General features: G+C 39.8%; 21 protein-coding genes. 5 read left to right on the forward strand and 16 right to left on the reverse strand.

Features of this window, described 5'->3' with window-relative positions; all coding sequences use genetic code 11:
- From OCV73_RS09135 to OCV73_RS09170, 8 genes are all read right to left on the reverse strand, one after another.
- Positions 1-152, reverse strand: a 152-nt coding sequence (locus tag OCV73_RS09135; protein WP_167551241.1) for a polysaccharide biosynthesis protein, incomplete at its 3' end; no start/stop codon positions are given.
- A 24-nt stretch (positions 153-176) separates the two neighbouring features.
- Complete coding sequence (locus tag OCV73_RS09140; protein ID WP_147551518.1) at positions 177-1,703, reverse strand: lipopolysaccharide biosynthesis protein; 1,527 nt, start codon at positions 1,701-1,703, stop codon at positions 177-179.
- A complete protein-coding gene (locus tag OCV73_RS09145) occupies positions 1,700-2,818 on the reverse strand; it encodes an EpsG family protein (RefSeq protein WP_147551520.1) in 1,119 nt (372 codons plus the stop codon). Before OCV73_RS09145 ends, OCV73_RS09140 begins: the two co-directional genes overlap by 4 nt.
- Entirely contained in the window at positions 2,815-4,023 is a 1,209-nt protein-coding gene (locus OCV73_RS09150) for a glycosyltransferase (RefSeq protein ID WP_147551522.1), read from the reverse strand. Before OCV73_RS09150 ends, OCV73_RS09145 begins: the two co-directional genes overlap by 4 nt.
- Positions 4,024-4,029: 6 nt before the next feature.
- On the reverse strand, positions 4,030-5,163 hold the full coding sequence (locus OCV73_RS09155) for a glycosyltransferase family 4 protein (protein WP_147551524.1): 1,134 nt from the start codon (positions 5,161-5,163) through the stop codon (positions 4,030-4,032).
- Positions 5,163-6,428, reverse strand: coding sequence for a nucleotide sugar dehydrogenase (locus OCV73_RS09160; protein WP_147551526.1), 1,266 nt, complete (start codon positions 6,426-6,428; stop codon positions 5,163-5,165). The genes OCV73_RS09155 and OCV73_RS09160 overlap by 1 nt, the downstream gene beginning before the upstream one ends.
- Positions 6,429-6,454: 26 nt before the next feature.
- Complete coding sequence (locus tag OCV73_RS09165; RefSeq protein WP_147551528.1) at positions 6,455-7,423, reverse strand: SDR family oxidoreductase; 969 nt, start codon at positions 7,421-7,423, stop codon at positions 6,455-6,457.
- A gap of 17 nt (positions 7,424-7,440) precedes the next feature.
- Complete coding sequence (locus OCV73_RS09170; protein WP_147551530.1) at positions 7,441-7,944, reverse strand: UpxY family transcription antiterminator; 504 nt, start codon at positions 7,942-7,944, stop codon at positions 7,441-7,443.
- A 177-nt stretch (positions 7,945-8,121) separates the two neighbouring features.
- Between OCV73_RS09170 and OCV73_RS09175 the strand changes: the two genes are divergently transcribed.
- The gene (locus OCV73_RS09175; protein WP_147551531.1) at positions 8,122-8,724 is read left to right on the forward strand and encodes a recombinase family protein; all 603 of its coding nucleotides are present in this window, start codon (positions 8,122-8,124) and stop codon (positions 8,722-8,724) included.
- Between the two features lie 424 nt (positions 8,725-9,148).
- Here the strand turns inward: OCV73_RS09175 and OCV73_RS09180 are convergent, their stop codons facing one another.
- The 3 genes from OCV73_RS09180 to OCV73_RS09190 are packed head-to-tail and all read right to left on the reverse strand — an operon-like array spanning position 9,149 to position 14,908.
- Complete coding sequence (locus tag OCV73_RS09180) at positions 9,149-12,319, reverse strand: efflux RND transporter permease subunit (RefSeq protein WP_147551533.1); 3,171 nt, start codon at positions 12,317-12,319, stop codon at positions 9,149-9,151.
- Between the two features lie 20 nt (positions 12,320-12,339).
- Positions 12,340-13,461: an efflux RND transporter periplasmic adaptor subunit gene (locus tag OCV73_RS09185; RefSeq protein ID WP_147551534.1), complete on the reverse strand. Its 1,122-nt coding sequence runs from the start codon at positions 13,459-13,461 to the stop codon at positions 12,340-12,342.
- A 22-nt stretch (positions 13,462-13,483) separates the two neighbouring features.
- Complete coding sequence (locus OCV73_RS09190; protein ID WP_147551536.1) at positions 13,484-14,908, reverse strand: efflux transporter outer membrane subunit; 1,425 nt, start codon at positions 14,906-14,908, stop codon at positions 13,484-13,486.
- A 554-nt stretch (positions 14,909-15,462) separates the two neighbouring features.
- Between OCV73_RS09190 and OCV73_RS09195 the strand changes: the two genes are divergently transcribed.
- Together OCV73_RS09195 and trmD are read left to right on the forward strand one after the other, a co-directional pair.
- Positions 15,463-16,839, forward strand: a complete 1,377-nt coding sequence (locus OCV73_RS09195) for an aldehyde dehydrogenase (RefSeq protein WP_147551538.1) — start codon at positions 15,463-15,465, stop codon at positions 16,837-16,839.
- A 165-nt stretch (positions 16,840-17,004) separates the two neighbouring features.
- Positions 17,005-17,682: a tRNA (guanosine(37)-N1)-methyltransferase TrmD gene (gene trmD, locus OCV73_RS09200; protein ID WP_147551540.1), complete on the forward strand. Its 678-nt coding sequence runs from the start codon at positions 17,005-17,007 to the stop codon at positions 17,680-17,682.
- Here trmD and pgl read toward each other — a convergent pair.
- Genes pgl through gnd form a run of 3 tightly spaced genes read right to left on the reverse strand, consistent with a single transcriptional unit; the run spans position 17,656 to position 21,392 of the window.
- On the reverse strand, positions 17,656-18,405 hold the full coding sequence (gene pgl / locus OCV73_RS09205; RefSeq protein ID WP_147551541.1) for a 6-phosphogluconolactonase: 750 nt from the start codon (positions 18,403-18,405) through the stop codon (positions 17,656-17,658). The genes trmD and pgl overlap by 27 nt on opposite strands.
- The gene (gene zwf / locus OCV73_RS09210) at positions 18,395-19,921 is read right to left on the reverse strand and encodes a glucose-6-phosphate dehydrogenase (RefSeq protein ID WP_147551543.1); all 1,527 of its coding nucleotides are present in this window, start codon (positions 19,919-19,921) and stop codon (positions 18,395-18,397) included. Before zwf ends, pgl begins: the two co-directional genes overlap by 11 nt.
- A 10-nt stretch (positions 19,922-19,931) precedes the next feature.
- A complete protein-coding gene (gnd, locus tag OCV73_RS09215; protein ID WP_147551545.1) occupies positions 19,932-21,392 on the reverse strand; it encodes a decarboxylating NADP(+)-dependent phosphogluconate dehydrogenase in 1,461 nt (486 codons plus the stop codon).
- A gap of 178 nt (positions 21,393-21,570) precedes the next feature.
- Here gnd and OCV73_RS09220 point away from each other — a divergent pair, with 178 nt between their 5' ends.
- On the forward strand, positions 21,571-23,076 hold the full coding sequence (locus tag OCV73_RS09220; RefSeq protein ID WP_147551547.1) for a potassium/proton antiporter: 1,506 nt from the start codon (positions 21,571-21,573) through the stop codon (positions 23,074-23,076).
- A gap of 44 nt (positions 23,077-23,120) precedes the next feature.
- Here OCV73_RS09220 and OCV73_RS09225 read toward each other — a convergent pair whose 3' ends face one another.
- Both OCV73_RS09225 and OCV73_RS09230 read right to left on the reverse strand, forming a co-directional pair.
- Positions 23,121-23,777, reverse strand: coding sequence for a DedA family protein (locus tag OCV73_RS09225; protein ID WP_147551549.1), 657 nt, complete (start codon positions 23,775-23,777; stop codon positions 23,121-23,123).
- Between the two features lie 222 nt (positions 23,778-23,999).
- Entirely contained in the window at positions 24,000-24,299 is a 300-nt protein-coding gene (locus tag OCV73_RS09230; RefSeq protein WP_147551550.1) for a Dabb family protein, read from the reverse strand.
- Between the two features lie 250 nt (positions 24,300-24,549).
- Between OCV73_RS09230 and OCV73_RS09235 the strand changes: the two genes are divergently transcribed.
- Positions 24,550-26,166 carry an ABC-F family ATP-binding cassette domain-containing protein gene (locus tag OCV73_RS09235; protein ID WP_147551552.1) on the forward strand — a complete coding sequence of 539 codons (1,617 nt, stop codon included), beginning with the start codon at positions 24,550-24,552 and terminating at the stop codon, positions 26,164-26,166.
- The last annotated feature ends 221 nt before the right edge of the window (positions 26,167-26,387 follow it).

Below are 26,387 nucleotides of genomic sequence, written 5' to 3' on the forward strand. Positions count from 1 at the left end.
AGGTGGTGACGCATGTCGTCTTGTTTTTTTTCATCACGGCTGAAAATCCGGATTTCACGGAGGTCGCTGTCTATAAATCTTCGCAATACGGCGTTACCGAAACTTCCGGTTCCTCCCGTAATTAATAATACTTTGTCGCTGAATATGCTCATAACTGTATTCTTTTGTTGGTTTATTTATTTAATTATATGTTTATTCTTTTTAAAGAACGAAAAAAACAAATGTTTCTCTTCTTTATTAAAACTAAAAAAATACATTACAACGATATATAATAGGGAAAATAATATCCCTTTATAGATAAAGGATATCAAAAGATTATCAATCTGCACAATCTTACTAAAAACCAAAAACAATATAATGATCGGAATAAAACGAAGGATTATACTTAATATCCCATCCTTCAAAAACGCTCTCATGTCTAAATGAATGCTCTTTTGATATATAATTGTCAATCCTATATCGAAAAATAAAAATGTTCCTATACAAATTCCCAAAGCTGCCCCCACCGCCCCCATAGAAGGAGCTAATAAAACGGATAAAGACGAACTTATAATTGCAGCAAATAAATACATATATGCATTATATTTCAATTTATTCTGAGCTAACAGAATCGTAGCACCTATTTGTTGCGATAAAAAAATAAAATTGGGTAAAATCAGTAAACATGCGACATAATAAGACTTAGAAAATGAACTACCCACCCATATTTGTATAAAATCGGAACCTATCAAAAATACACCTAAAATTAAAAATCCCACGATATACGCCTGGATACGGCCTACTCTTAACATTAAAGATGACAGAGCTTTTGTATCTTTTTCCTGCGCGATTAATTGCGACACTTTCGGTAAAAATAATCCGTTTAAAGCTCCGGCAAATACATATATATACCCGTCTATGGTAGAACCGATGGCAAATACAGCTATTTCTTCGGTACCGGAAAAAATTCCTAAAATAGAAGGTGCTATATTTTTAATAAATAATTCTCCCAAAACTATCAAAACCAACCAAAAAGAGACATTAAATAAACCTCCCAATAATTTTTTATCATAATATTTCCAGTTGATTCCCGTAACATTTCTTTTTATCAGATATATAACCCGGATGAAATTAATTATACAAGGTACACAAGCATATATAAGAACCAGCATATATAATTTATACCCTAAAGATAATGCTACCACTGTAAAGACTATCGAGAAAAATTTTACAGAAACATCGAATAACTTTGTTTGAATAAATAATTCATAAGACATATATATACCTTTCACAAAGATGAAAGGCAAGGATATTACACTTGCGGAAGCGGCGATTAAATAAATATGCCTGAATTTAACCAGCTCCTCGGGTGTAAGTTTTACGAATATCCGGTCCAGAAAAAAATAAAGAATAAATAAAATAATGCAAACAATAATATCCAAAACCAAATATATCTTTGCCGACAATCCAATAATATTCTGAACCTCGTTTTCTTTGCCTTCCGCCCGGTATTTCGTGATATACCGCGATATAGCCTGCCATAAGCCAAAATCTACGATAAAGTAAGTAAGAAACGATGTAACCAGCATATATAAACCATAATCGGCTTTTCCGATTTTAGAGATCATCCAGGGAGTATATAGCAATCCGGCTATTATATTGAAAAATATGGCGAAATAAGAAAGAAAAGCCCCTAACTTTATCTGTTTATTAGAATCGATCATACATAATTAGTTAAAACCATTGAATCCCAAAAAAAGCCGTATGTATAATTACTCGATATTATTTTCATTATCAGAATAGCTACGACTACGATAAATATCAAATATTTGATTCGCGGATTTTGTATACTTATCGTATTTAATAAGACGGGAACAAACAATAACAAAAATATAGAATAGTATTGGACCACTCTCATTAACGCCGCACTTGTAAAAGTGAGGGGAACAAAAAGCACAGCCATACTTATAGCATTGTAAAATCTGTTTGCAAAAGGATAATATGTTATTGCTTTTTTATACATCATCAGCCCTAACAATACTATACCCATGAAAAGTGTAGTGAATCCCCAGGCTCCGCGGGTCGTATCTTCCGCATATCCCAGATAATTGTCACTACCTGATAATATTGCCAGTTGCAAAGCAAACTGACGGCCCAATACTACCAGTACGGGAAAAGATAGAATACTCGACCAGTACAATAACCTGGATTGTTTTACATTAGCAATAAAGTAGAAAGGGAAAAACAATAATGCCGATTTATGAACAAACATTCCGCAGAAGATCAAAAATATAAACGGAATTAATTTTCGCCGTTTTATAAATTCAAAACTTAACAAAGTAAATGCCGTTGCAATGGTTTGCCGGGTACCTGTAATTGAGAAAAAAGAATAGAATAACGCCTGATATAATATAAATGCAAAAACAGCATCCCGGATGTGTTCCGTATTTTTATATATAAAATGTCCTAAAGCTCCAAAAAAGAAAACGGCGACTAAAAATAAGAATGTCTGATAATCTTCACAGAAAACCTGAAAGATTTTTTGCAATAACGGATATCCGGCATCTTTTCCTTCCTTACCGATATATACTTCATAAAAATTCTTTAATATAGAGTCCCAGCTTTCATACTTTATATTTTCAAATTTAAGATAATAAGCATAGGTATCCGCTCCTACCGCAAAATTTCGAAGTCCGGACTGTAAAATAAAAAGGAAACAGATGAAAACAACAAACCATTTTCTCCTCAATGAAACATTATATTCTTGCCCGTGACTCCCGGAACCAAATAATAATGCAGAAAAAAATATAATAAATATAAGAACGAGCTGAACGATCATCGACTGATTAATTTTTCATATAAACGAATAATTTGCATTACATTACGTTCATAATCAAAGTTTTCTTTTACATAGTTAATAGCAGGAGTAGAAAAATATTTTTTACCATTTTTCTTAATTATATTTGCCTTTGCAATAATATCTGATACATTATGGGGCCTGACTACGTATCCACAATTATTGCCAATTAATTCGGGGCAAGCAGTAGAATCGAAAACGATAGATGGAGTTCCGCAGGCCATAGCCTCTGCTATGACTTTTCCAAATGTATCTTCAACAGAAAGGTGCACATAAACATCGGCCGCAGAATATACTTTTGCTAATTCTTCCGCTCCCTGAATATAGGGTATATGTGTAATGGACGGGGGTATTTCAGTGTCTTTATAACATTGTCCTACCATAACAAGGTGCATGTCTTCGGGGAGCATTTTCATTAACTCCATAGCATCTTTATAGCGAGAAGTATTTTTATTCCACCCTGCGCTTACACTCAATAAAATAAATTTATCTTCAGGTATTTGATATTTTTTTCGGATATCTTCGGGCTGGGGAAAGAATTTTTTATAATCTACCCAATTATATATATAAGAAACAGGGTATTTCGACAAAAATGAACGGGATGCTTCTTTTTGCAACCATCGGGAGACAGAAACGATGGCCATATTATCGATAGAAGTAAACCATTTCTTTTTATCTGTATACAATCGTCTGCTCCTATCCAAAAATAAAGAAGAAGGATAACTTCTGAATTGGGGACAATGTCCGCACTGTTTCTCCCATTTATAGCAACCTGCCGAGGTGTAATGAGCGCATTTTCCAGTAAAAGCCCAGCAATCGTGCAATGTCCAAACTACCGGAATACCGGCCATTGACAAAAAATTAAATATGATTCGTAAGTTGAGATAATTCCCATGTAAATTATGTAAATGTATAATATCAGGTTTTACATGTTCAATATACTTGACCAGCCGTCTCGTTCCTTTTGCCGTATAATATCCTTGATTGCCCAATAACCGGGAACCAATATTATGCAAATAATTTTCAAGTTTACTTCCTATTTTATAACTTTTCTCATAATCGGTATTTCCTTGTCCATAAGCAATATAACAAGTATGTCCCATTTTTTCCAATTGGGAGGCAATATCTACGCAGATGGAACCTGTACTACCACGGCCGCAAACGGTATTAATCTGAAGAATTACCATATTTAATTAAGAAAATATTGTTTTTATTTCTTCGAAAAATTCCCGATCTTTTTGACATATCAAAGCCCGGCTATCGTATGGCACATTAACATCAACGGATAATATACTCTCTGCCAGATCTTGCTCTTTTGCTGAAGAAGAAAAATAAATTATTTTAGCGAAAGGGGATTTTTCAATACTTTCTATTTTTGTTGTGACTACCCTTAAATTATGAGATAAATAAGTTATAATTTTAGAAGGGAATGCAGAAGACATATAATCTCCCACGACCTGAGGATTAACGGCAATTTGGCATGAAAACAAAAGATTTGATAAATCTTTTTCATACAAAATCCCATGAAAAACGCAGGCTTCTCTTTTTAATTTATCGTTCACAACAGTTATTTCTCTTTTCAGTTTTTCTACTACAGCCGGAGTCCCGTAGCCACAAATATGCATCGTATAATTCGAAGGTAAATGGCATATACACCCCACTGCACCAAAAGCTCCTCCCCGTGTTATTTCAATTCCTCCTGCATAAACAATGTTAATGTTATCTTTATCCTGAATATTTTCCCCAAAAACGGGAATATAACTTCCGTATAATATCGAAGAAACGGCTTTATCAGAAAACCTTTTCGCTAATAAACTGGAGACCAATATATATTCATCTGCATCCTCAATAAGAGCTTTTTCCCATCTTCTAAGGTATTTTTTCTTCTTCCAGACTTCGGTATATATTTCTTCTATTTGCAAAACAATTTTATATTTTTTGATTTTTTTCGCATATCGAAGAGGTATAGATAACCATTCGCTATGATATACCAATATTTTTTCATTCTTACGGGAATGAATCACCAATTCTATAAACAACCATAAAAGAGAGATAAAAATATTGATATACGAAAAGAACTTGTTATAAGCAGGAAATCCAGGAGCAATATAAAGATTTCTTTTTTTTCGAAGCTTTTCTATGTTTTTGTTCTTCCTTTTTGCCGAAGTTCTCCAGGCGGGAGAAATAAGTTTAACATCATGTCCGGTCCTTTGCATTACAGATACGATATAATCCATCTTATTACAAGCCGACAAAGCACAAGCTCTATCTTCTCCCGCATTGCGTACATCATAAAATCCAATGTATTTTATCTCTTGCCGATTCATCACAGTCTACCGTCAATCAAACCTCTATCGAGAAAAGCCTTCACATCATAAATAATATGATTATCTTCCGCCAATGATTGTACATCCAGCTCATTGAATTTATCATGAGCAACCGCTAATATGATAGTATCAAATTTCTCTTTCGGCAAGGTATTTATCACCTCTATACCATATTCATGCGCGACAATAGCGGGATGTGCCCAAGGATCATAAACAGTTACATGCACATTATATTCCTGCAAAGCTTTATAAATATCTATTACTTTGGTATTGCGTACATCGGGACAATTTTCCTTGAAAGTGAAGCCCAATATAAGAATATCTGAACCCAGTACCTGAATACCCTTCTTCAACATGAGCTTAATAACTTCGGTGGCAACATATTCACCCATTCCGTCGTTCATACGCCGTCCTGCCAGAATAATTTCAGGGTTATATCCATGGCGCTGAGCACACTGCGCCAAATAATAGGGATCTACACCTATACAATGTCCCCCCACCAGCCCCGGCTTGAAAGGAAGGAAATTCCACTTGGTTGATGCCGCTTCTAATACATCCTGAGTATCGATTCCCATTTTGGTGAAAATTTTGGATAACTCGTTCACAAACGCGATATTGATATCCCTTTGCGAATTTTCAATCACCTTAGCAGCTTCTGCAACTTTTATCGTCGGAGCCAAATGCGTACCCGCCGTAATTACTGAAGCATATACTTCATTCACTTTTTTTCCGATCTCAGGAGTGGAACCGGATGTAACTTTTTTAATATGTTCTACCGTATGTTGTTTATCTCCCGGATTTATACGTTCAGGACTATACCCGGCAAAAAAATCCCGGTTTAATTTGAGCCCGGATATTTTTTCTACGACCGGTATACACTCATCTTCTGTTACACCGGGATAAACCGTGGATTCATAAACCACAATATCACCTTTACCGATAACTTTTCCTACGGTCGTACTGGCTCCGTAAAGAGGCGTCAAATCGGGATTATTATTTTCATCCACCGGGGTAGGAACTGCCACTACGTAAAAATTACAATCGCGTATCGCTTCTATATCGGAAGTACAAACAAATCCATTTTTAAGTGCGCTTTGGAGTAATTCGTCGCTTACTTCCAATGTCGCATCATGACCTGCCATAAGAGCGGAGACTCTCTGCTGGTTCATATCGAATCCAACAGTTTTATATTTCGTTGAAAACAAACGAGCCAAAGGTAATCCTACATACCCCAGTCCTATTACACATATTTTTATCTCATGCATAACGATATATTTTTATAATTCAATCATCATAGATTTTCCCAGTACCATTTGACTGCTTCACGCAAACCATCTTTCATACTATATTGAGGATCATATCCTAAAAGTGTACGCGCTTTTTCAATGCTAGCGAGAGAATGAGGTATATCCCCGGCCCTATTAGGCCCATGTAAAACTTCTATATTTGCGATCTCAGGATCATACTGACTCAAAAATTCTTTTAAATAATTCACCAATTGATTAAGAGTCGTACGTTCTCCAAAAGCAGTATTATACACCTGGTTTATAGCATCGGGATTTGTGGCGGCTAAAGCACACATATTCATCTGAACGACATTTTCTATATACGTAAAATCACGACTATATTCTCCGTCACCGTTTATTACCGGACTTTCATGCGCCATAAATTTCTTTACGAATAAAGGTATCACCGCCGCATATGCACCGTTGGGATCCTGACGGCGGCCAAATACATTAAAATATCGTAATCCTATCGTTTCCATTCCATAGGTACGGGAGAAAACATCGGCATACAATTCGTTAACATACTTTGTAATGGCATAAGGGGAAAGAGGCTTTCCTATTACATCTTCTACTTTCGGCAGGCTTTTACTATCTCCATATGTCGAAGAACTGGCGGCATAAATAAATCGTTTGATACCTGCATCACGCGAAGCAACCAGCATATTTAAAAAACCTGATATATTTGTCTCATTAGTAGTTACCGGATCCTTAATGCTCCGGGGAACTGATCCTAAAGCTCCTTCATGCAGAACATATTCCATCCCTTCCACAGCCTTCCTACAGTCGTTTATATTCCTTATATCGCCGACTTGCAACTTAAAGGTCTGAGGATATGCATTAATTAATGGCAACAGATTTTCAATATGTCCAGTGGCAAAATTATCCAGGCAAACAACCTCATTTCCATCTTTCAGTAAGCGTTCACATAAATTGGAACCTATAAATCCGGCTCCTCCCGTTACTAATACTTTCATTACTTTGATTTTGTTAATTATGACAATTCAACTATTTGCACGCAACTTTTGGGAACAACCGTTTCAAGAGTACCCAGTTTATCCAGGGAAACACGTAAATGATATTGACCTGAGACCTCTATAACATCACCTGTAAGTCCACGAAGTTTTCCTCCAATGACCCGTACTTTGTCACCGGGAATGTAATCGTATACCAAATTACAAGGCTGCTCAGAAGCCTGAAGCATTTTGTTAATATCATCAATAATCTTATCCGGTATAATATAGGGGGCCGAACCAAAACGAAGTATATCTGCCACTCCCGGTATATATTTAATATCGCGGAAATTTTGTTCCGTATTCTCCATGTGTACAAAAAGATAAGAAGGTATAACTACCATGTCCACCTTTTTCTTACGGTCACACCATTGTCTGGTGCAGTTCTGTATCGGTATGTAACACTCTATTCCGCGATCGACCAAACGGCTGTAAACTCTCTTTTCTGAACGTGCAAAAGTATATATGGCATACCAATTCTTCATTATATAAATAAGGGGGTATAGAAAAATTAAAATTTAATTATACTCGTATTTGTATTGAATAATTTTGGAACTGTTTTTTTATCTCAACATGATTTAAGAAAAATATGTCTTTTTCCGGTATATTATATCTTGTCTCTTTTCGGTAAATTTGGATAAATAATCAAATTATTTAGATAAATGGAAAAACAAGAATTGGGTATAATTTACGGTTATGCTAGAGTAAGTACACGTGAGCAAAATCTTGATATGCAAATAGATGAACTTCAAAACCATGGCTGTAACCGTATATTTTGTGAGAAAAAATCAGGATTGAGAGACAGACCAGAATTAGAAAAATGCTTGACAATAATGAATAAAGGAGATATTCTTGTTATTTATAAATTAGACAGACTTGCCCGTTCGTTAGTAGAAATCGTAAAAATATGCGCGGAATTAGAGCGAAGAGGAATTAGAATAAAATCTATACGAGATAATATTGATACAACCGATTATATTGGAAAATTCGCAATGCATATATTTGCTGCATTGGCCGAATTTGAGAGAAATGTAATAGTGGAACGTACGCAGGAAGGTAGAGCTGCAGCTAAAAAAAGAGGACGTATTTTTGGAAGACCAAAAGGATTAAGTAAGAAAGCTCTTGAAAAAGCAAAACAAGTTGCTATACTTTATCAAAAAGGAGAACCTGTCCGGCATATATGCTCAAAACTGGATATTAAAAGTAAAAATACGCTTTACAAATATTTGAAATTTGAAGGCATTCCATTAAAGACAAAAATGTAAAATATTGATAAATAAATACATAAAATATTCAATCGATTATAGATGTTTTAATATATAAAAAAACTCAAATATTTTTTTGTTATCTATATAATAAATACTATTTTTGCACGGTCATTAATAAACGATTTAGGTTCTTCAGTATGACACTGAAGACCGCGAAGCGTACTTATAAGTATCATTTCACTTCTCTGTAATATGCTCGTTTTGATTAATAACAATGCATTTATCCTAAAAATGAAAGAGCATTAATCTGTTTATTTCCTCTGTTTAAGAATTAGTTTTGAGTTATACTTGGAAAGTATAATTAAATTTTAATTTAATTATACTCATTTATACTATACATACATCTATATATCAATAGCTTACATACCACCAAACCAATAATAAGAAAAGCCGTTCAGAAATATCTGAACGGCTTTTCTTATCACACGCTTTCGCCATTACTCTTATTAGATGTATCGACAGGCGGAGCATCATCGTCTTTAAATAACTTAGACAAATATTTTTCCTGCAAATTCTCCATTAATTCCCAGAAGTTAGGTACAAACAAAGTACCCAATATGGTATTCATAGCCATACCGAAAACGACTGCTGTGCCTAATGATATCCGGCTCTCCGCTCCCGCTCCGGTTGCAAACATCAATGGCAATACACCGAATACGAATGCGAACGAAGTCATCAATATAGGACGCAGACGCAACCGCCCGGCTTCCAAAGCCGCCCTTCGGACTGGTTGACCTTCTTTCCTGTAATCAATGGCAAATTCTACAATGAGAATAGCATTCTTTGCCGAAAGGGCTATTAAAAGTATAATACCTATCTGGCTATATATGCTAATGGGCAGATTCATAACCATACACCCTAATACCGTACCTAAGATGGCAATAGGCAAACTCAGGATTACAGCTATCGGATTCGTCCAGCTCTCATACTGTGCCGCTAATACCAGAACTACAATAATTATAGCCAGTGCGAATATTATTGATATAGTAGAACCAGAACGTGTTTCCTGGAAAGCCTCGGAAGTCCAGCTATACCCGAAATTATTTCCCAGAGTCTCCTGCGTAAGATTTTCCATAGCTTCGATCGCTTTCGCCGAACTTACACCTGGTTTGGGAATACAAGTAATTGCTGCTGCTGTATACATATTGTACCTAGAAACAAGATTTTGTCCCATCTGTTCTTTTATTTCGGTAAATGAAGAAAAAGGAACCATTTGCCCGTTACTATTCCGTACGCTTAATTTCATAACATCGTTCACTGTTGCCCGGGCTGACGCTTCGGCTCCCAGTTTTACCTGATAAATACGACCGAACTGAATAAAATCATTTACATACGCGGATCCCATATAATACGACAAAGTAGAAAAAACATCGCTTAGTGTCAACCCTTGCATTTTAACTTTGTCTCTATCAATATTCAGAAAATATTGCGGAGTATTTCCCTGGAAAAGAGAAGAAAGCATCATTAAATCGGGTTGAGTATGCATATTGTCCTGTAAATCCTTAATAGCCTTCTGTAATTCACCTGCTCCGAGATTCTTACGGTCCTGCAACTCAAATTCAAGACCTCCGGACATTCCTAACCCCGAAATAGCCGGAGGATTTACAGCAAAAACAATAGCTTCCTGTATGGACGCTGCATCCCGGTTCACACGGTTCACAATGTCGAAAACACTGTGTTCTTTTCCTTTTCGTTCATTCCAGTTTTTCAGCACGACAAAAAATGTCGCCATATTGGAAGCATTACCTCCTTGCAAAGCAGAGAAACCATTTATATTTACCATCGTTTCCACTTCGGGGTAAGAAGATATTATATCACTTAGTTTTTTACTTATCACTTGGGTACGTTCCATTGAGGCTGCATTAGGCAATTGTACCGATACGATAAAATATCCTTGATCCTCCTGGGGTATGAAAGAGGTCGGCCATTTAAGAAATCCCCAAAAAGCGACCACCGACAGTACAATGAAAACAGCCAGCGAAATCACAGGTTTACGCAACATCGAACCTATTAGCTGCACATATCTGTGCAGCGTAGCCTCATATCCTTTATTAAACCATTTATAAAGAAAGAAAGAAGATTCTTTGGTCGGCTTCAGAAACAGCGCACATAAAGCCGGGGTCAAGGTCAACGAATTAAATCCGCTAAATACAGTGGCGACTGCTATCGTTAAAGCGAATTGTTTATACAATTGACCTGTAATACCGCTGATAAATGCAGTAGGAATAAACACCGCCAGCAATACCAGAACCACCCCTATTACTGGTCCGGTAATCTCTTCCATCGCCTTTTCAACTGCCGCTTTACGGGTATATTTACCGGAATCTATCAGCCTGCTGGAATTTTCCACTACGACTATAGCATCATCTACCACTATAGCGATAGCCAGCACTAAACCGAATAAAGTAAGCGTATTGATAGAGAAACCTAATAACTTCATAACGGCAAACGTACCTATCAGGGAAACAGGAATGGTAAGCGAAGGAATAATAACAGCCCTGAAACTTTGTAAGAATAACAATATTACCAACATCACGATCAATGTCGTTTCGACAAATGTTTTAAGGACTTCATCGATAGAAGCAGTCACGAATTCGGTCGTATCAAGCACTACCTTATAGCTTATATCCTGCGGGAAATAACGGCTCAGTTCGTCCATTTTGGCACGTACCTCTTTCGCTACGTCAAGCGAATTGGAGCCGGGCAATTGATATATGGCGATTGTTGCCGCTTCTTTTCCGTCTATAGTGGCCGTTACGTTATACGAAGCACTTCCCATATCTATGGTAGCCACATCTTTCAGCCGCAAATATCCTCCTTGTGGGAGGGCCTTTATAACAATATTACCAAATTCTTCCGGCGTTGATAAACGTCCCTGGGAAGTAAGGGTGAACTGAAATGCTTCATCGGTATTTGTAGGAGGCTCTCCCACGCTACCGGCCGAAACTTCCATATTCTGGGAACGTATGGATGAATACACATCGGCAGGGGTAAGATTACGTATCCTCATCACTTCAGGATCCAGCCAAACACGCATGCTATAATTATCGGCACCGAAAACAGTAACCCCGCCCACACCGGGAAGCCGGGACAATTCATCGGTAATATTCAGTTTAGCGTAATTGGATAAGTACAATCCGTTATACAACGGATTATCCGAACCTAAAGACAAAAACATCACGATATTAGTAGACTGTTTGCGTGTCGTTATACCTTGCTGTATCACCGCTTCGGGCAAATTTCCCTGTGCTATATTCACCCGGTTCTGAACCAGTACAGTAGCCATATCTATATCGGTACCCACTTCGAAAGTTATCGTCAGAGTGTACTGCCCCGATGAGGAAGAAGAACTGCTCATATATAACATACCGTCCACACCGTTCACCTGTTCTTCGATAGGAGCCCCGACCGTCTTGGCTACGGTCTCGGCACTGGCCCCCGGATATATAGCCGTTACTTGCACCGTAGGAGGTGTTATATCCGGAAATTGCGCAACCGGAAGTGTATATAGCGTTACCAGTCCGGCCACTACCATGATAATGGCGAGCACTGTGGCAAAAATAGGTCTTTCAATAAAAAATTTTGAAATCATGACGATTAAGATTTAGCAAATTAGTTTTTTTCCACGACGGGTTTCACTTCCATTCCGTCATGGACTTTCAGCAAGGCACGGGTCACATAGCGTTCATTAGCTGTAAGTCCTTTATTAATGAGCCGTAAAGTATCATTGTACAACTGTCCTACTTCTACCGGCCTATATACTACTTTATTGGAATCATTCACGACATACACATATTTCCCCAACTGGTCGGTAGCAATAGAGGCATCTCTTACAAGCACAGCTTTGCTACGGAATCCGTAAGGCAACGATACAGAAACATATAAACCGCTTTTCAGGTCACCTTTCGTATTATCCACCTCGGCCCGGACAGTCAGCGTTCCGGTAGATAAGTCCACATTCGGCGAAAGATAGTCCATGCGTCCGTAATATACATCAGGAAGAGGCTCTTTAAAGTTCACCTGTACCCTGTCTGGTAAAGCCTCCTTCGCCAGTTTTTTATTCTGGTTGATTACCATTCGCAGATACTGGTTATCTTCTATATTAAAGTATGCATACATCTTGGTATCCTGATATATAGTAGCTAATGTCGTAGATTGTATAGAACCGTTGATATAGTTTCCCACATCATATTGGCTACGGGAAACCCGTCCAGTAAAAGGAGCTCTCACATAACAATAGCTGAGTTTCGTCTTAGCTGCCGACAACGCAGCCTCTGCATTACTTACCGAAGCTTTCGCCTGGTCCAGCGAAGACTCCGATTTTATCAGATCGATCTCACTTATAGCATCGCTCAACGAAGCTTCTTTCATACGTACATAATTATTCTGGGCATAATCCAATTGGGCATTTGCCGTGTTAAGCGTCGCTTCGGCCTGAGTTACCGCATCCTGATACTGAGTAGGTTCTATAACGAACAACAACTTCCCTTTCGGCACGATTTCCCCGGGCGTATAATCTATTTTCTGCAAATATCCGCTCACGCGGGCCACGAGTTCTACCGTTTGTAAAGAAGTTAAATACCCGGGATAGACTTTATGTAGTACAACCGAATCTACAACAGGATAAGCTACCGAGATTTCAGGAACTACAGGAGCGGTTTCGGTCTGTTTTCGGGACTTGCTGCATGACATCACCAATAACAACATCATGGTCATAAAGAAATATTTTCTCATAACATTAAAGAGGTTTTTTCATTTAACGATTCGGTTCGCTTTCCCAGCCTCCTCCGAGAGCTTCATAAAGCGATATAAGGGAATTCAAAGCACCGCCTTGTGCCGATACTAAAGAATTCTGATAAGAAAGGAGGGACCGCTGTGCGTCCAGCACATTTTGGAAATTGCTTAATCCCCGCTTGTATAAATCAAGAGATAAATCCAGCGTTTTAGTGCCCTGAGCAACCAACTGTTGCAACGAAGATATCTGTTCCACAGCATGCGAATAGCCGGTCATCGCATTTTCCACTTCCTGTACAGCCGTCAGTACCGTCTGGTTATATTGCTCTATCCCGGCATCCAACTGAGCTTTTGCCGATACCAAAGCCTGTGTTCTCTCCATACCCTGGAAAAGAGTCCAGGTCAATGTCGGGGCAATCTGATAAGTAAAACTTTTTTTCTTAAAAAAATGGTCCATATCACGTGCGGCAAATCCCACGCTCCCTTTCAAGTACAATTTAGGAAGAAAATCACTCTTAGCTGCACCTGCGGCAGCAGCATAAGAAGCAACTGTATATTCGGCGGAACGAACATCGGGACGGCGGCGAATAATATTCAATGGAATACCTACCGATACCAGTTTATAATATTCGGGCAGCGGTGCCGGATGGATCAAAGCCTCCCTCAATTCCGAGGGATACAATCCCAAAAGAACTGCCAACGCGTTTATTTGTTTGTCAATGGCAGCTTTTAATGAAGGCAAAGATGCCACAGTGCTATAGTAGACCGTACTCGCCTGTGATACATCAAGCATCGATGCCAGTCCGGTATTATGCCTGACTTCAGTGATATGCAATATTACTTTTTGAGAAGCGATATTACGTTCGGCAACCAAATACTGTTGCTGATAAGTACGCAGAGCCGCATACATCTGGGCAACCTGGGCACATAATGTAACCATAGCCCCGTTATATTCTTCCCGGGAAGCTCTGTAAAGTTCTTTTTGGGATTTCGCCCGTTGCCGGATGGAACCAAACAAGTCTATTTCCCAGCTTACTGACAGATCGGCGGAAGCATATTGAGATTCATCGTTCGGATTTCCCCCTTTGACCAAATTCCCGCTTTGCCTGGATTTAGTCCATCCTGCAGAAAAATCGATACCGGGATAATAATAACTTTGTTGCATGCGTAATGCTGCTTTTGCTATACGAATACGGTCTGCAGCTACCAACAAATTATGATTATTAGCAACAGCTACCATAATCAGGGAATCAAGAACCGGATCGTTTAACTCCTGCCACCACCGGTCATCGGCGGGTAACGTCTGTATAAAAAGAGAATCGGTGGTCCAGGTAGCAGGCATAGGGGCCGATAGATATTCATTTTCCCTGTTTTGAGCCATAACGGGCAAAATACAGAGCCAGAGAAACAATAACACTCCGGAGCGAAAAGAATAGAGTTTACTCATCACAATTTTAATTTAGAAAAATAACAAGCAAACTCAAATGATAGTTCACATATATAAACACACAGAATATCGAAAAAAATGCCGAAACATTTATTATCTTTTTTTATTACTCCGTTTCTTTCTTAATAAAGAAAAAATGCATAGAATATATATTATTTATAAGATAATATCAATAAATAGTTTATAATTCAATTTTAATTAACTATATTTGCAATAACATGATAATATATTATTATATTAAAGTTTTTCGGCTGAAAGTAAAATAGGATATGATATATTATAATTATTAAATTATAGAAACTCATCAATTCTAAAAAAATAAATTCAAAAAACAGATATCCGGGCGTGATGTTCAAGGTATCTTTAAATTCCACTCTTGTGTGGTATTTGTTTCATTTAATTAATTGACTCCCTGCCGTAATTATTTTCGGCAGGGCTATTTTTCCGATCACTATCATAAAGAATTTTCAATTAACAGAAAATATTAACAAACAGGTATTTGCCGCTTTTCCCGAAAAGATTTATTTTTACCAAAAATATAATAAAGGCAGTATATGAATTACAGCGAACTTGTCCGGTTACAAAGAGAATTCTACACGGAACATATTACCCGGGAAATACCTTTCCGGTTATGTGCACTGGACCGCTTGGAAGAAGGAATAAAAACCCACGAACAGGAAATAACGGAAGCACTGAAAAAAGACCTGGGAAAATCACCTTTTGAAAGTTACCTGAGCGAAATCGGATTGATACTGAATGAAATTCGTTATGCCAAACGAAATTTGAAAGAATGGGCAAAAGATAAACACATTTATACACCTCTTTTCCTTATAGGTTCACGTAGTACAATCCATTATGAGCCGAGAGGCATCGCACTTATCATTGCCCCCTGGAACTATCCGTTCCAGCTCTGTCTATCTCCGCTTATAGGCTCTATATGTGCCGGGAACTGTTCTGTTTTAAAACCATCGCCGGACTCGCCTCATGTAAGTCACATTCTATCGGTCCTCATCTCAGAATGCTTTGAACCGGAATATATAGCTCTCATAAACGGCAGTAACGAAGAGACAGGAAAAGTTCTTCAGGAAAAATTCGATTATATCTTTTATACGGGAGGTATGGAATATGGGCGGCAGGTATTGACAGCAGCAAGCCGGCATCTTACTCCTGTCACACTGGAATTAGGAGGAAAAAGCCCTTGTATCGTTGATAAAGACGCAGATATCCCAAAAGCTGCCAGACGCATCGTATGGGGAAAATTGCTTAACTGCGGGCAAACATGCGTGGCACCCGACTATCTGTTGGTTCACGAATCGGTCAAAGATAAAGTTACCGAATTCCTGAAAAAAGAGATTATCCGGCAATATAGTGAAGATCCCCGTTTAAACCCCGACTATCCCCGCATTATAAACGAACGCCATTTCAATCGTCTGGTATCCATGCTTAATAACGGCAATATCCTTTTCGGTGGCACATACGATAAGAAAGATCTATATATATCCCCCACTCTTATCGAAATGGGAAAACTGGAAGAAAAGCCGGATTCACCCCTGTTGTCCGAAGAAATATTCGGGCCTGTTCTCCCTATACTCAGCTTTTCCGATATAGACGATTGCGTGGAATATATCAATGAACGGGATAAACCTCTGGCCCTTTATTATTTTACGTCCGGTAAAAATAATGCCCGGTATATGATACAACACACGACTTCGGGAGGAGTATGTATAAACGACACGGTTTCACATGTGGCAAACAACCGGCTCCCTTTCGGGGGAATAGGAAACAGCGGAATGGGTGCTTACCACGGGCGTTACAGTTTTGAGACTTTCAGCCATGCCCGCAGTATCGTCACCACAACCAATTTGTATAATATCGGCATGAAATTCGCTCCATACAATAAGAAAATAAAATGGTTGAAAAAACTTATGTAAAGATTTTTGATGAAAAAACATCTACTTTTAAATCCTGCTCAGTCATCATATATATTTTTACTCGGCTAATAGTTCTTTCTTATTTTAACAGCGGTTCTTTTGCTGCCTGTAAGAAAAAGTTGCAGAAAAGCCTGCAATGAGCTATTTTTGCAAAAAAATAAATTCATGCGTATAGATATTATCACCGTACTCCCCGAACTACTGGAAAGTCCGCTAAACCATTCGATATTGAAACGGGCCCAGGACAAGAACCTGGCGGAGATCGTCGTGCACAATCTGCGAGATTATACGCTGGATAAGCATCGTCGCGTCGATGATTATCCTTTTGGTGGAGAAGCGGGTATGGTGATGCAAATTGAACCTATTGACAGAGCTATTTCATACTTGAAAAGCCAAAGAAACTACGACGAAGTGATATTTACCACCCCGGACGGAGAAAAATTCGACCAGCGCATGGCAAACAACCTGTCCATGTCCGGAAACCTGATCTTCTTGTGCGGACATTATAAAGGGATAGATTACCGGATACGAGAACATCTTATTACCCGGGAAGTGACTATAGGCGACTATGTGCTTACGGGCGGTGAACTGGCAGCAGCCATTATGTGTGACGCTATCGTACGGCTTATCCCCGGAGCCATCGGTGACGAACAATCGGCTCTGTCAGATTCTTTTCAGGATAATCTGCTGGCTCCGCCTGTTTATACACGTCCGGCGGAATACAAAGGATGGAAAGTCCCGGATATCCTGCTATCGGGACATCAGCGCAAAATAGACGAATGGAAACACGACCAGGCCCTGGAACGTACACGGCGTTTACGTCCGGATCTCCTCGATGAATAACTGGTATGCTTCCCACAACTTTTTTTCGGTAAATATAACCGCCTGAGGGGCATTCTTTAAAAGATAAGCGGCCGGAGAAGATATATCTTCTCCGGTCAGTAATTCTCTCAAGCGTTCTTCTTTCCGTTTTCCTGTCACGGGAATGTATATCTTACCGGCTGTCAGTATAACATCCCCGGTAAGGGTGATACGCATCTGACCGTTAGAAGGATTATTCGATACGGCATATATATCACTATCGGTAAGCAGGTTACATGACTCGGGAAAAATCGACGCTATATGGCCGTCTTCTCCTATTCCCAGAATTATCGCATCGAAACGGGGTAATCCGTTCTCTCCGGGAAGATCATCCTGTACCACTCTGCCATAGCGGAAAGCTTCTCCTTCGGGAGACTCTTCACCGCGGATGCGGTGCACATGACGGGATTCTATTCCTACAGGTTGAAAGAACTCTTTTTCAGCCCAGTAATAATTACTATCTTCTCCGTTCGGAGAAACACAACGTTCATCTGTGAAATAAAAACGTACCTGCCCCCATTCCTTTTGATATGGGTAGAGCGAAGCCCACAGACGAAAAAGTTCTTTCCCTGTTTCTCCCCCTGAAACGGCCAGATAAAAAGGAGACTTACCTTTCGTTCTCACTTCGGCCAGCAATGTATCCGTTAAAGCTTCCAAAGCCTCGTTTGCCGTATAAAAGGACTGTATATTCACTTTAGTTTTCATCTTTTTCTTTTATTTTCTCTACAGAACATATCGAATCGGAAAAAAAGAAAGGCGTATCAGAAATACTGCTTACTTCCGCAGGTCCCCCGCTACCCGGTTCATAAAAGACCAGATCTTCCTGAGGATGTTTTTCCCAGTAATGTAGCAACGGAGCCAGAAAATGCCAGCTCGCTTCCAGAGAATCGCTCCTCGCATATAACAAAGAATCGCCTATCATAGCATCGAGCAGCAAGCGTTCATAGGCATCGGGAAGCCTGACCCTGAGCAATGAATTATAAAAGAAATCCATACTCACCTGGCGCACGACAAACCCTTCTCCCGGCTGTTTCAAGCCGAAGCTGAGCCGGATACTTTCGTCTGGCTGTAACGTGATGGTCAGGCGATTACAGGAAGTACCTTCACACTCCCCTTCGAAAAAATGCTGGGGAGTGCTCTTAAAATAAATTACTATTTCCGAACGTTTGGAACAAAGCCGTTTTCCGGTATAGAAATAGAAAGGAACCCCGCTCCAGCGCCAGTTATCGATAAAGAACTTCAGAGCTACGTAAGTCTCTACTGAAGAATCGGATGCAACCCCCGGCTCTTCCCGGTATGCACCCACTCTCTTTCCGTTCAGCGTACCGGACTTATATTGTGCACGAACAGCCTCTACAGCACCGCTTCCGGGGGTCAGGGGACGTAACGAGCGGAATACCTTCACGATTTCATCCCTTATCGCTTCGGTATCAAATCCCGAGGGCGGTTCCATCGCTATAAAAGCCATCAACTGCATCAGGTGGTTTTGTACCATGTCCCGTAAAGCTCCGGCCGTTTCGTAATAACCTCCGCGACCCTCCATTCCCAGTGTTTCAGCCGCCGTAATCTCGACCCGATCTATATAATGGTGATTCCACAAAGGCTCCCATATCCCGTTGGAAAACCGAAGAACCAAAATATTCTGCACGGTTTCCTTTCCCAAGAAATGATCGATACGATAAATCTCTTTTTCGGGAAAGACCGAACGTAATACAAGATCGAGTTCCCGCGCACTTTCTTCATCCCTGCCATAAGGCTTCTCTACGATGATACGCCGCCAGCCCCTGGAAGAACGGTTCATTCCGGCGTCCTGGATAAACCGGGGAATGAGTGCATACATCGTAGGAGGTGTTGCGAGATAATAGAGTATATTATCGTCAATGTCGGAAGCAACCCTCATCTGGTCTATCTGCCGGGCCAGCCAGGGATATTGGCCAGGGGTCGTGGTATCCATACTTATATAATAAATATGCTTGAGAAAACCATCCATAGCAGGGCCGTCTACCACACTGGATTTACGGCTGTCGATTATAGCTTCCCTAAGTTTTGTCCGATATTCCTCGGTATTTTGTTTGGTACGGGCAACCCCTACGATAAGAAAACGCTTCGGTAATAATTTTCTTAAGAATAACTCGAAAAGCGAGGGTAATAATTTACGGCGTGTCAGATCGCCGGATGCTCCAAAGATTACTAAAATCTGATTCTCAGGTATTTTATTCATAACAATTACATTAAACCGTATAGGAACCGGATACCGTATTTCCTCCGGTACCGGTCCAATCGGTATGAAAAAATTCGCCTTGAGGAGCATCTGTTCTTTCATAAGTATGAGCCCCGAAATAATCTCTCTGGGCTTGTATAAGGGCAGCTCCGGAGCGTTTCTGCCGAAGCATATCGAAATAAACCAAAGCCGAACTCATGCACGGTACCGGAATACCGGACATAGCCGACCGGGAAACAATTTTACGCCAGGCAGGCAAAGCATTGTTCACATGGTCACGGAACCAGTCGTTAAACAACAAATTTTCGGGTTTTTCCATCCCCGAGTAAGCATGTGCTATCTCTTTCAAAAAACCGGCACGTATAATACAACCTTTTCTCCATATCGTAGCAACGGATGACAGATCTATATTCCATCCATATAATTCGGAGGCGTTTTTCAGCAAAGAAAATCCCTGGGCATAAGAAACCAGTTTGGCAGCAAAAAGAGCCTGTCTTACCGATTCGGATGGCAGGTCGTGTTCTTTTCCCTCTTTTTTTTCGGGAGGATATAATACGGAAGCTTTCTCCCTTACTTCTTTCCACCGGGATATAAACCGTGCAAAAACAGCCTCACTAATCAGGGACAAAGGTTCATCCACATCCAGCGCAGCTTCCACGCTCCATTTTCCGGTTCCTTTCTGCCCGGCGCTGTCCCGGATATGTTCTATCAGGAAAGAGCCGTCCGAATCCTTAAACCGAAGTATATGTGAAGTGATACCTATCAGATAGCTGTTAAGCTCTCCCCGGTTCCATTGTTCAAAAATATCGGCCATGATTTCATTATTCATTTTTGCATGGCTTTTCAATATCATATATGCTTCGGCTATCAGTTGCATATCACCGTATTCTATCCCGTTATGCACCATCTTGACAAAATGTCCGGCCCCTCCGCTCCCCATCCAGCTGCAACACGGTGTGCCGTCATCGAGATGTGCAGCTATGTCTTGTAGAAAAGGACGAACAATTTCCCAGGCTTCAGGTGCTCCTCCAGGCATTATGGACGGCCCGTGCAATGCACCCGTCTCACCTCCCGAAACGCCTGCTCCGACAAACCATATTCCTTTCGACAAAAGATACCTGTACCGTCGCTCCGTGTCTCTGAAATCGGAATTTCCCCCATCTATAATAACATCGCCAGGTTCCAGATAAGGAATAAGTTGTTCAATCATCTCTTCTACCGGTTCTCCGGCCTTAATCATCATCATGATTTTACGGGGACGTTCTAATGAACCGACAAAGTCGGATATAGTATACGTCGCAACAAATTTTTTTCCATTTCCTCTGTTTTCCAAAAAGACATCCACCATCTCGGGTCCCGACCTATGAGGACGATTATACAGACTCACCTGATAACCATGACCTTCAATATTGAGCGCCAGGTTTTCTCCCATAACTGCCAGTCCTATTAATCCTATATTCGATTTTTCCATATTATTCAATACATTTAGTCTGTCCTATAAAACCAAGCGAACGGCTTATTTGTTCGGAGACAAAAGATACATCCGGAGCGGTTGTAAGAAGTTTTTTCAAATTCGATATTTTTTTGTACCTTTATGGGATAAAATAAGGTAATATTCACAATTAAAAGACCAACTATATAATATACTCATGGAAATAAACGGAGGAAATATTCTATTAATAGGTTCATTGTTACTCTTTATAAGCGTCCTTGTCGGAAAAGCCGGTGCCAAATACGGGATGCCAGCCCTCCTTCTGTTCCTGGGAGTAGGAATGCTGGCGGGAAGCGATGGTTTCGGATTACAATTCAACAGCCCTCAAATAGCCCAGTTCATAGGTATGATAGCTTTGAGCATCATCCTCTTTTCGGGCGGTATGGATACCAGCTACAAAGAAATAAGGCCTATTATGGGTCCCGGTATCGTACTGGCAACAATAGGCGTGCTCATGACTACGGTCATTACCGGATTGTTCATATATTATATATCGGGACTTCTTCCGAACGGCTGGACTCTTAGTCTATTAGAATCCATGCTTCTGGCGGCGGTCATGTCCTCTACCGACTCTGCGTCGGTCTTTTCCATCCTGCGTTCCAAAGGGATTTGCCTGAAAGAGAAATTACGTCCCACCCTGGAACTCGAAAGCGGCAGTAACGATCCTATGGCCTACATGTTAACGATATTGTTGATACAAATCATAGGAATGGGAGAGGTAAACTGGGCGCAATCGGTCATGTTACTGCTCATGCAACTGAGTATAGGTACCATTTCGGGACTTATTATGGGATATTGCGGTGTATGGATCATTAACCGGATAAATGTTAGTAACGAGTCACTTTATCCCGTACTTTTACTGGCATTCGTTTTCTTTATTTTCGCCTTTACCGACATTTTACACGGGAACGGTTACCTGGCCGTATATATAGCCGGACTTGTCGTAGGGAATCACAAACTTGTCCACAAGAAAAGCCTCACAACGTTTTTCGACGGTTTTACGTGGTTATGCCAGATAGTCATGTTCCTTACTCTGGGATTACTGGTAAACCCTAAAGAATTATTGGACGTAACAGGCATGGGATTATTGATAGGCTTCTTTATGATAATCATAGCCCGGCCGGTAACCGTCTTTTTTTGTCTGCTGCCCTTTCGTCAATTCTCTACTAAAGCCAGGACCTATATTTCATGGGTAGGATTAAGGGGGGCTGTCCCTATTATTTTCGCCACTTACCCTCTTATTTCCCCTGAGATACAAAACTCCCGCCTCATGTTCAATATCGTATTCTTTATTACGATCATCTCCTTAATAGTGCAAGGCACGACCGTCCATGCTATGGCAAACTGGTTGGGACTTTCGGAAGAATGCGAACGGAAAAAAGAATTCAATGTAGATCTCCCCGATGAAATAAAATCGGCCATGAGCGAGATAGAAGTTACCCCCTCCGTACTAAGAGAAGGCAATAAACTCATGAATCTGCAACTACCAGACAATACTTTGGTAGTCATGGTAAAAAGGGAAAACCGTTACTTCGTCCCGAAAGGCCATACCAGGCTGGAACCGGCAGATAAACTGCTTGTCATATCGGATAACGATGAAGAACTGAAAAAAACTTATGAAAGTCTGGGTATTGAAAAATACTCTATGCAAAAGAATAAATAGAAAGACTTATAATCTGTAAAATACGAACCGGTCCTGCTGTTTTTCTAAGAACGACGGGCCGCTTTCCTTTTATTCCTCCATACCTCTATCACGGCAGGCAAAATGGAGACAAAAATTATACCTACTATGAGTAGTTTCAGGTTTTCTTGTACAAGATCCATTCCTCCGAAGATATAACCGGCATAAATAAACAAAGCTACCCACACGATTCCTCCTGTCACATTATATAACGAAAAATGTCGATAACTCATATGTCCCATTCCGGCCACAAACGGAGCAAATGTACGGACTATAGGGACAAAACGGGCCAAAATTATTGTCTTGCCCCCGTACTTTTCATAAAAGCGATGAGTTTTTTCCAAATAACTTTGTTTAAATATTTTAGAATCAGGCTTAGAAAATAATTTTCGGCCGAATAAACGTCCTATTAAATAGTTTGACAAATCACCCAATATAGCGGCCAGAACAAGTAACAGAACTATCAGGTGCACATTCATTCCATTATCCGGCAACGCACATAATGCCCCTGCCACGAACAAAAGTGAATCCCCGGGTAAAAAAGGAGTTACCACCAGACCTGTCTCACAAAAAATAATAATGAAAAGTATAGCGTATATCCAAATCCCATACTCAGAAACCAATTGAGCCAAATGCACATCTATATGAATAATGAAATCGAAAAGGAACTGAACATATTCCATATTGTTATCTATCGCTTAAAATTATCGGTTAAAACTGCAAATATAGAATATAGTACAGATAAAGATATTACAGAACTATTTCAGTATGGGGTCAAACATATATTTAAAATAATTTAATATTCAATATTTACCTATAAATAAAGAGAAAAGGCTCTCAGGATGAATTCATCCTGAGAGCCTTTTCTCTTCTGGTTTATTCAATGAGCTATTAAAACATTCTTTTTAAAACTCGTAATCCACACAGGAACGGGCAACTTTTACATCTTTTATAATACCACCCGCAGCCACATGGTCGGGATGGGTTGCATAGAATGCCAAGTCTTCCATATTATCGAATTCTGTTGTCAAAGCAATATCGAAATCTTCATTAGGATTACAATTCAGCCCTACTTCGATAAACCGCAAAACCTCTATCTTTCCTTTCAACGCTTCCAATGCGGACTTAAAACGGTTCATAACAGCCAGTTTCGCTTCCGGCGTTTCCATCTCCTTTAATTTGAACAGTACTATGTGCTTGATCATAATTTATATTTTTAATCATTCATTGCGTTTACAAAAATAGTATTAACAAAGATTACAAGTAACAAAAACACGATATTTTTTAACCGGAAGTAAAATATATTCTTTGTATAAGACTACCTGAGCATCCGTACCTGTCCGGTAAGAAACATATTAAACAGGGCAAACAAATTCTTTATATGCACGGATATGACCGCAAAATTCTTTTTATCGGTAAAAATCACTACCTTTGCACCTCGAAAAATAAAAGGTTATGATAACGGTTAATAATTTAGGTATTCAATTTGGTAAAAGAGTTCTCTTTCAAGAGGTAAATTTAAAATTCACACCGGGAAACTGCTATGGAATCATCGGAGCGAACGGAGCGGGAAAATCCACCCTGATGCGTATCCTCAGTAATCAGCTCGATCCTTCGCACGGAACAATTACGTTAGGTTCCGGTGAACGCCTTTCCGTATTAAGCCAAGACCATTTCGCTTTTGACGAGTGCACCGTTATCAATACCGTACTTATGGGGCATACAGTACTGTGGGATATCATGGAAGAAAAGGACCGGCTTTATTCTAAACCGGATTTCAGCGATGAAGACGGCATAAGGGTTTCGGAACTGGAAGAGAAATTCGCGGAATTGGAAGGCTGGAATGCCGAAAGTGATGCTGCCAACCTGCTCAGCGGGTTAGGAATCAAAGAGAATAAACATTATATGCTCATGAAAGATTTGAGCGGAAAAGAAAAGGTACGTGTCCTGCTGGCAAAAGCCCTTTTCGGAAAACCGGATAATTTACTACTGGACGAACCCACAAACGACCTTGACCTCGAAACAGTAATGTGGCTGGAAAACTATCTGGCTAATTTTGAAAATACCGTGTTGGTCGTGTCGCACGACCGTCACTTCCTGGATTCCGTATGTACCCATACCGTTGATATCGACTTCGGTAAAGTACAGCTTTTCGCAGGTAACTACAGTTTCTGGTACGAATCCAGTCAGCTAGCCCTGCGCCAACAGCAACAACAGAATAAAAAAGCAGAAGAAAAGAAAAAGGAATTACAGGAATTTATCCGGCGTTTCAGTGCCAACGTAGCAAAATCGAAACAAACGACAAGCCGGAAAAAGATGCTCGAAAAACTGAATATCGAAGAGATACAACCTTCGTCGCGCCGATATCCGGGTATTATATTCACTCCGTCACGGGAACCGGGTAATAAAATTCTGGAAGTAAAAGGACTGGAAAAATCTATCGAAGGAAAATTATTATTCCGGGATGTGAATTTCGCTATCGAAAAAGACGATAAAGTCGTTTTCATTTCACGGGATCCGAGGGCTATGACGGCATTGTTCGACATTATCAATGAACAAACAAAAGCGGATGCCGGTACATTCGAATGGGGACAAACCATCACCACGGCTTATCTTCCCCTTGATAATTCGAACTTCTTCAATACCGATATGAATCTGCTGGAATGGCTCTCTCAATTTTCCGAAGACACAAGCGAGCTTTATCTGAAAGGTTTCTTGGGTAAAATGTTATTCTCAGGAGAAGAGCTTCTTAAAAGCGCATCGGTTCTCTCGGGAGGCGAAAAAATGCGCTGCATGATCGCCCGGATGATGATGAAAAATGCAAACACTCTTATCCTGGATTCACCGACCAATCATCTTGACCTGGAATCCATTCAGGCATTTAACAATACGCTGCGCACGTTTAAAGGAAATATCCTGCTGTCGTCGCATGACCACGAATTTATTGAAACGGTATGTAATCGGGTCATAGAACTTACTCCTAATGGTATAATCGACAAAATGATGGACTATGACGACTATATTACCGATGAAAAAGTACAGGAAGCCCGAAAACGTCTTTATAAGGAATAAGTCCGATAGCAGAACAAAACTAATCATTCCATTCATAAAAAATAACACAGTTCTAATTTATAACCGGACTGTGTTATTTTTTAATACTTATCGCTCCAATGTTATAAATAGCTCTTCATAATTATGCAGTAAACATTATTCAATAATCACCCTCCTTATAACCATCCGGCAAATCAATAACGATTTTCACATTCGAGAAGTATAGTATATACATATTGGCT

Origin of the sequence: Barnesiella propionica (assembly GCF_025567045.1) — a bacterium.
Taxonomy (GTDB): Bacteria; Bacteroidota; Bacteroidia; order Bacteroidales; family Barnesiellaceae; genus Barnesiella_B; species Barnesiella_B propionica.

Excerpts from the sequence above, each read along its gene's own strand:
- OCV73_RS09195 (WP_147551538.1), top strand. The coding sequence starts at position 15,463 with ATGAATTACAGCGAACTTGTCCGGTTACAAAGAGAATTCTACACGGAA.
- OCV73_RS09160 (WP_147551526.1), bottom strand. The coding sequence starts at position 6,428 with ATGCATGAGATAAAAATATGTGTAATAGGACTGGGGTATGTAGGATTA.
- pgl (WP_147551541.1), bottom strand. The coding sequence starts at position 18,405 with ATGAAAACTAAAGTGAATATACAGTCCTTTTATACGGCAAACGAGGCT.
- OCV73_RS09220 (WP_147551547.1), top strand. The coding sequence starts at position 21,571 with ATGGAAATAAACGGAGGAAATATTCTATTAATAGGTTCATTGTTACTC.
- OCV73_RS09150 (WP_147551522.1), bottom strand. The coding sequence starts at position 4,023 with ATGGTAATTCTTCAGATTAATACCGTTTGCGGCCGTGGTAGTACAGGT.
- zwf (WP_147551543.1), bottom strand. The coding sequence starts at position 19,921 with ATGAATAAAATACCTGAGAATCAGATTTTAGTAATCTTTGGAGCATCC.
- OCV73_RS09180 (WP_147551533.1), bottom strand. The coding sequence starts at position 12,319 with ATGATTTCAAAATTTTTTATTGAAAGACCTATTTTTGCCACAGTGCTC.
- trmD (WP_147551540.1), top strand. The coding sequence starts at position 17,005 with ATGCGTATAGATATTATCACCGTACTCCCCGAACTACTGGAAAGTCCG.
- OCV73_RS09175 (WP_147551531.1), top strand. The coding sequence starts at position 8,122 with ATGGAAAAACAAGAATTGGGTATAATTTACGGTTATGCTAGAGTAAGT.
- OCV73_RS09140 (WP_147551518.1), bottom strand. The coding sequence starts at position 1,703 with ATGATCGATTCTAATAAACAGATAAAGTTAGGGGCTTTTCTTTCTTAT.
- OCV73_RS09165 (WP_147551528.1), bottom strand. The coding sequence starts at position 7,423 with ATGAAAGTATTAGTAACGGGAGGAGCCGGATTTATAGGTTCCAATTTA.
- OCV73_RS09185 (WP_147551534.1), bottom strand. The coding sequence starts at position 13,461 with ATGAGAAAATATTTCTTTATGACCATGATGTTGTTATTGGTGATGTCA.
- OCV73_RS09235 (WP_147551552.1), top strand. The coding sequence starts at position 24,550 with ATGATAACGGTTAATAATTTAGGTATTCAATTTGGTAAAAGAGTTCTC.
- OCV73_RS09230 (WP_147551550.1), bottom strand. The coding sequence starts at position 24,299 with ATGATCAAGCACATAGTACTGTTCAAATTAAAGGAGATGGAAACGCCG.
- gnd (WP_147551545.1), bottom strand. The coding sequence starts at position 21,392 with ATGGAAAAATCGAATATAGGATTAATAGGACTGGCAGTTATGGGAGAA.
- OCV73_RS09170 (WP_147551530.1), bottom strand. The coding sequence starts at position 7,944 with ATGAAGAATTGGTATGCCATATATACTTTTGCACGTTCAGAAAAGAGA.
- OCV73_RS09155 (WP_147551524.1), bottom strand. The coding sequence starts at position 5,163 with ATGAATCGGCAAGAGATAAAATACATTGGATTTTATGATGTACGCAAT.
- OCV73_RS09145 (WP_147551520.1), bottom strand. The coding sequence starts at position 2,818 with ATGATCGTTCAGCTCGTTCTTATATTTATTATATTTTTTTCTGCATTA.
- OCV73_RS09190 (WP_147551536.1), bottom strand. The coding sequence starts at position 14,908 with ATGAGTAAACTCTATTCTTTTCGCTCCGGAGTGTTATTGTTTCTCTGG.
- OCV73_RS09225 (WP_147551549.1), bottom strand. The coding sequence starts at position 23,777 with ATGGAATATGTTCAGTTCCTTTTCGATTTCATTATTCATATAGATGTG.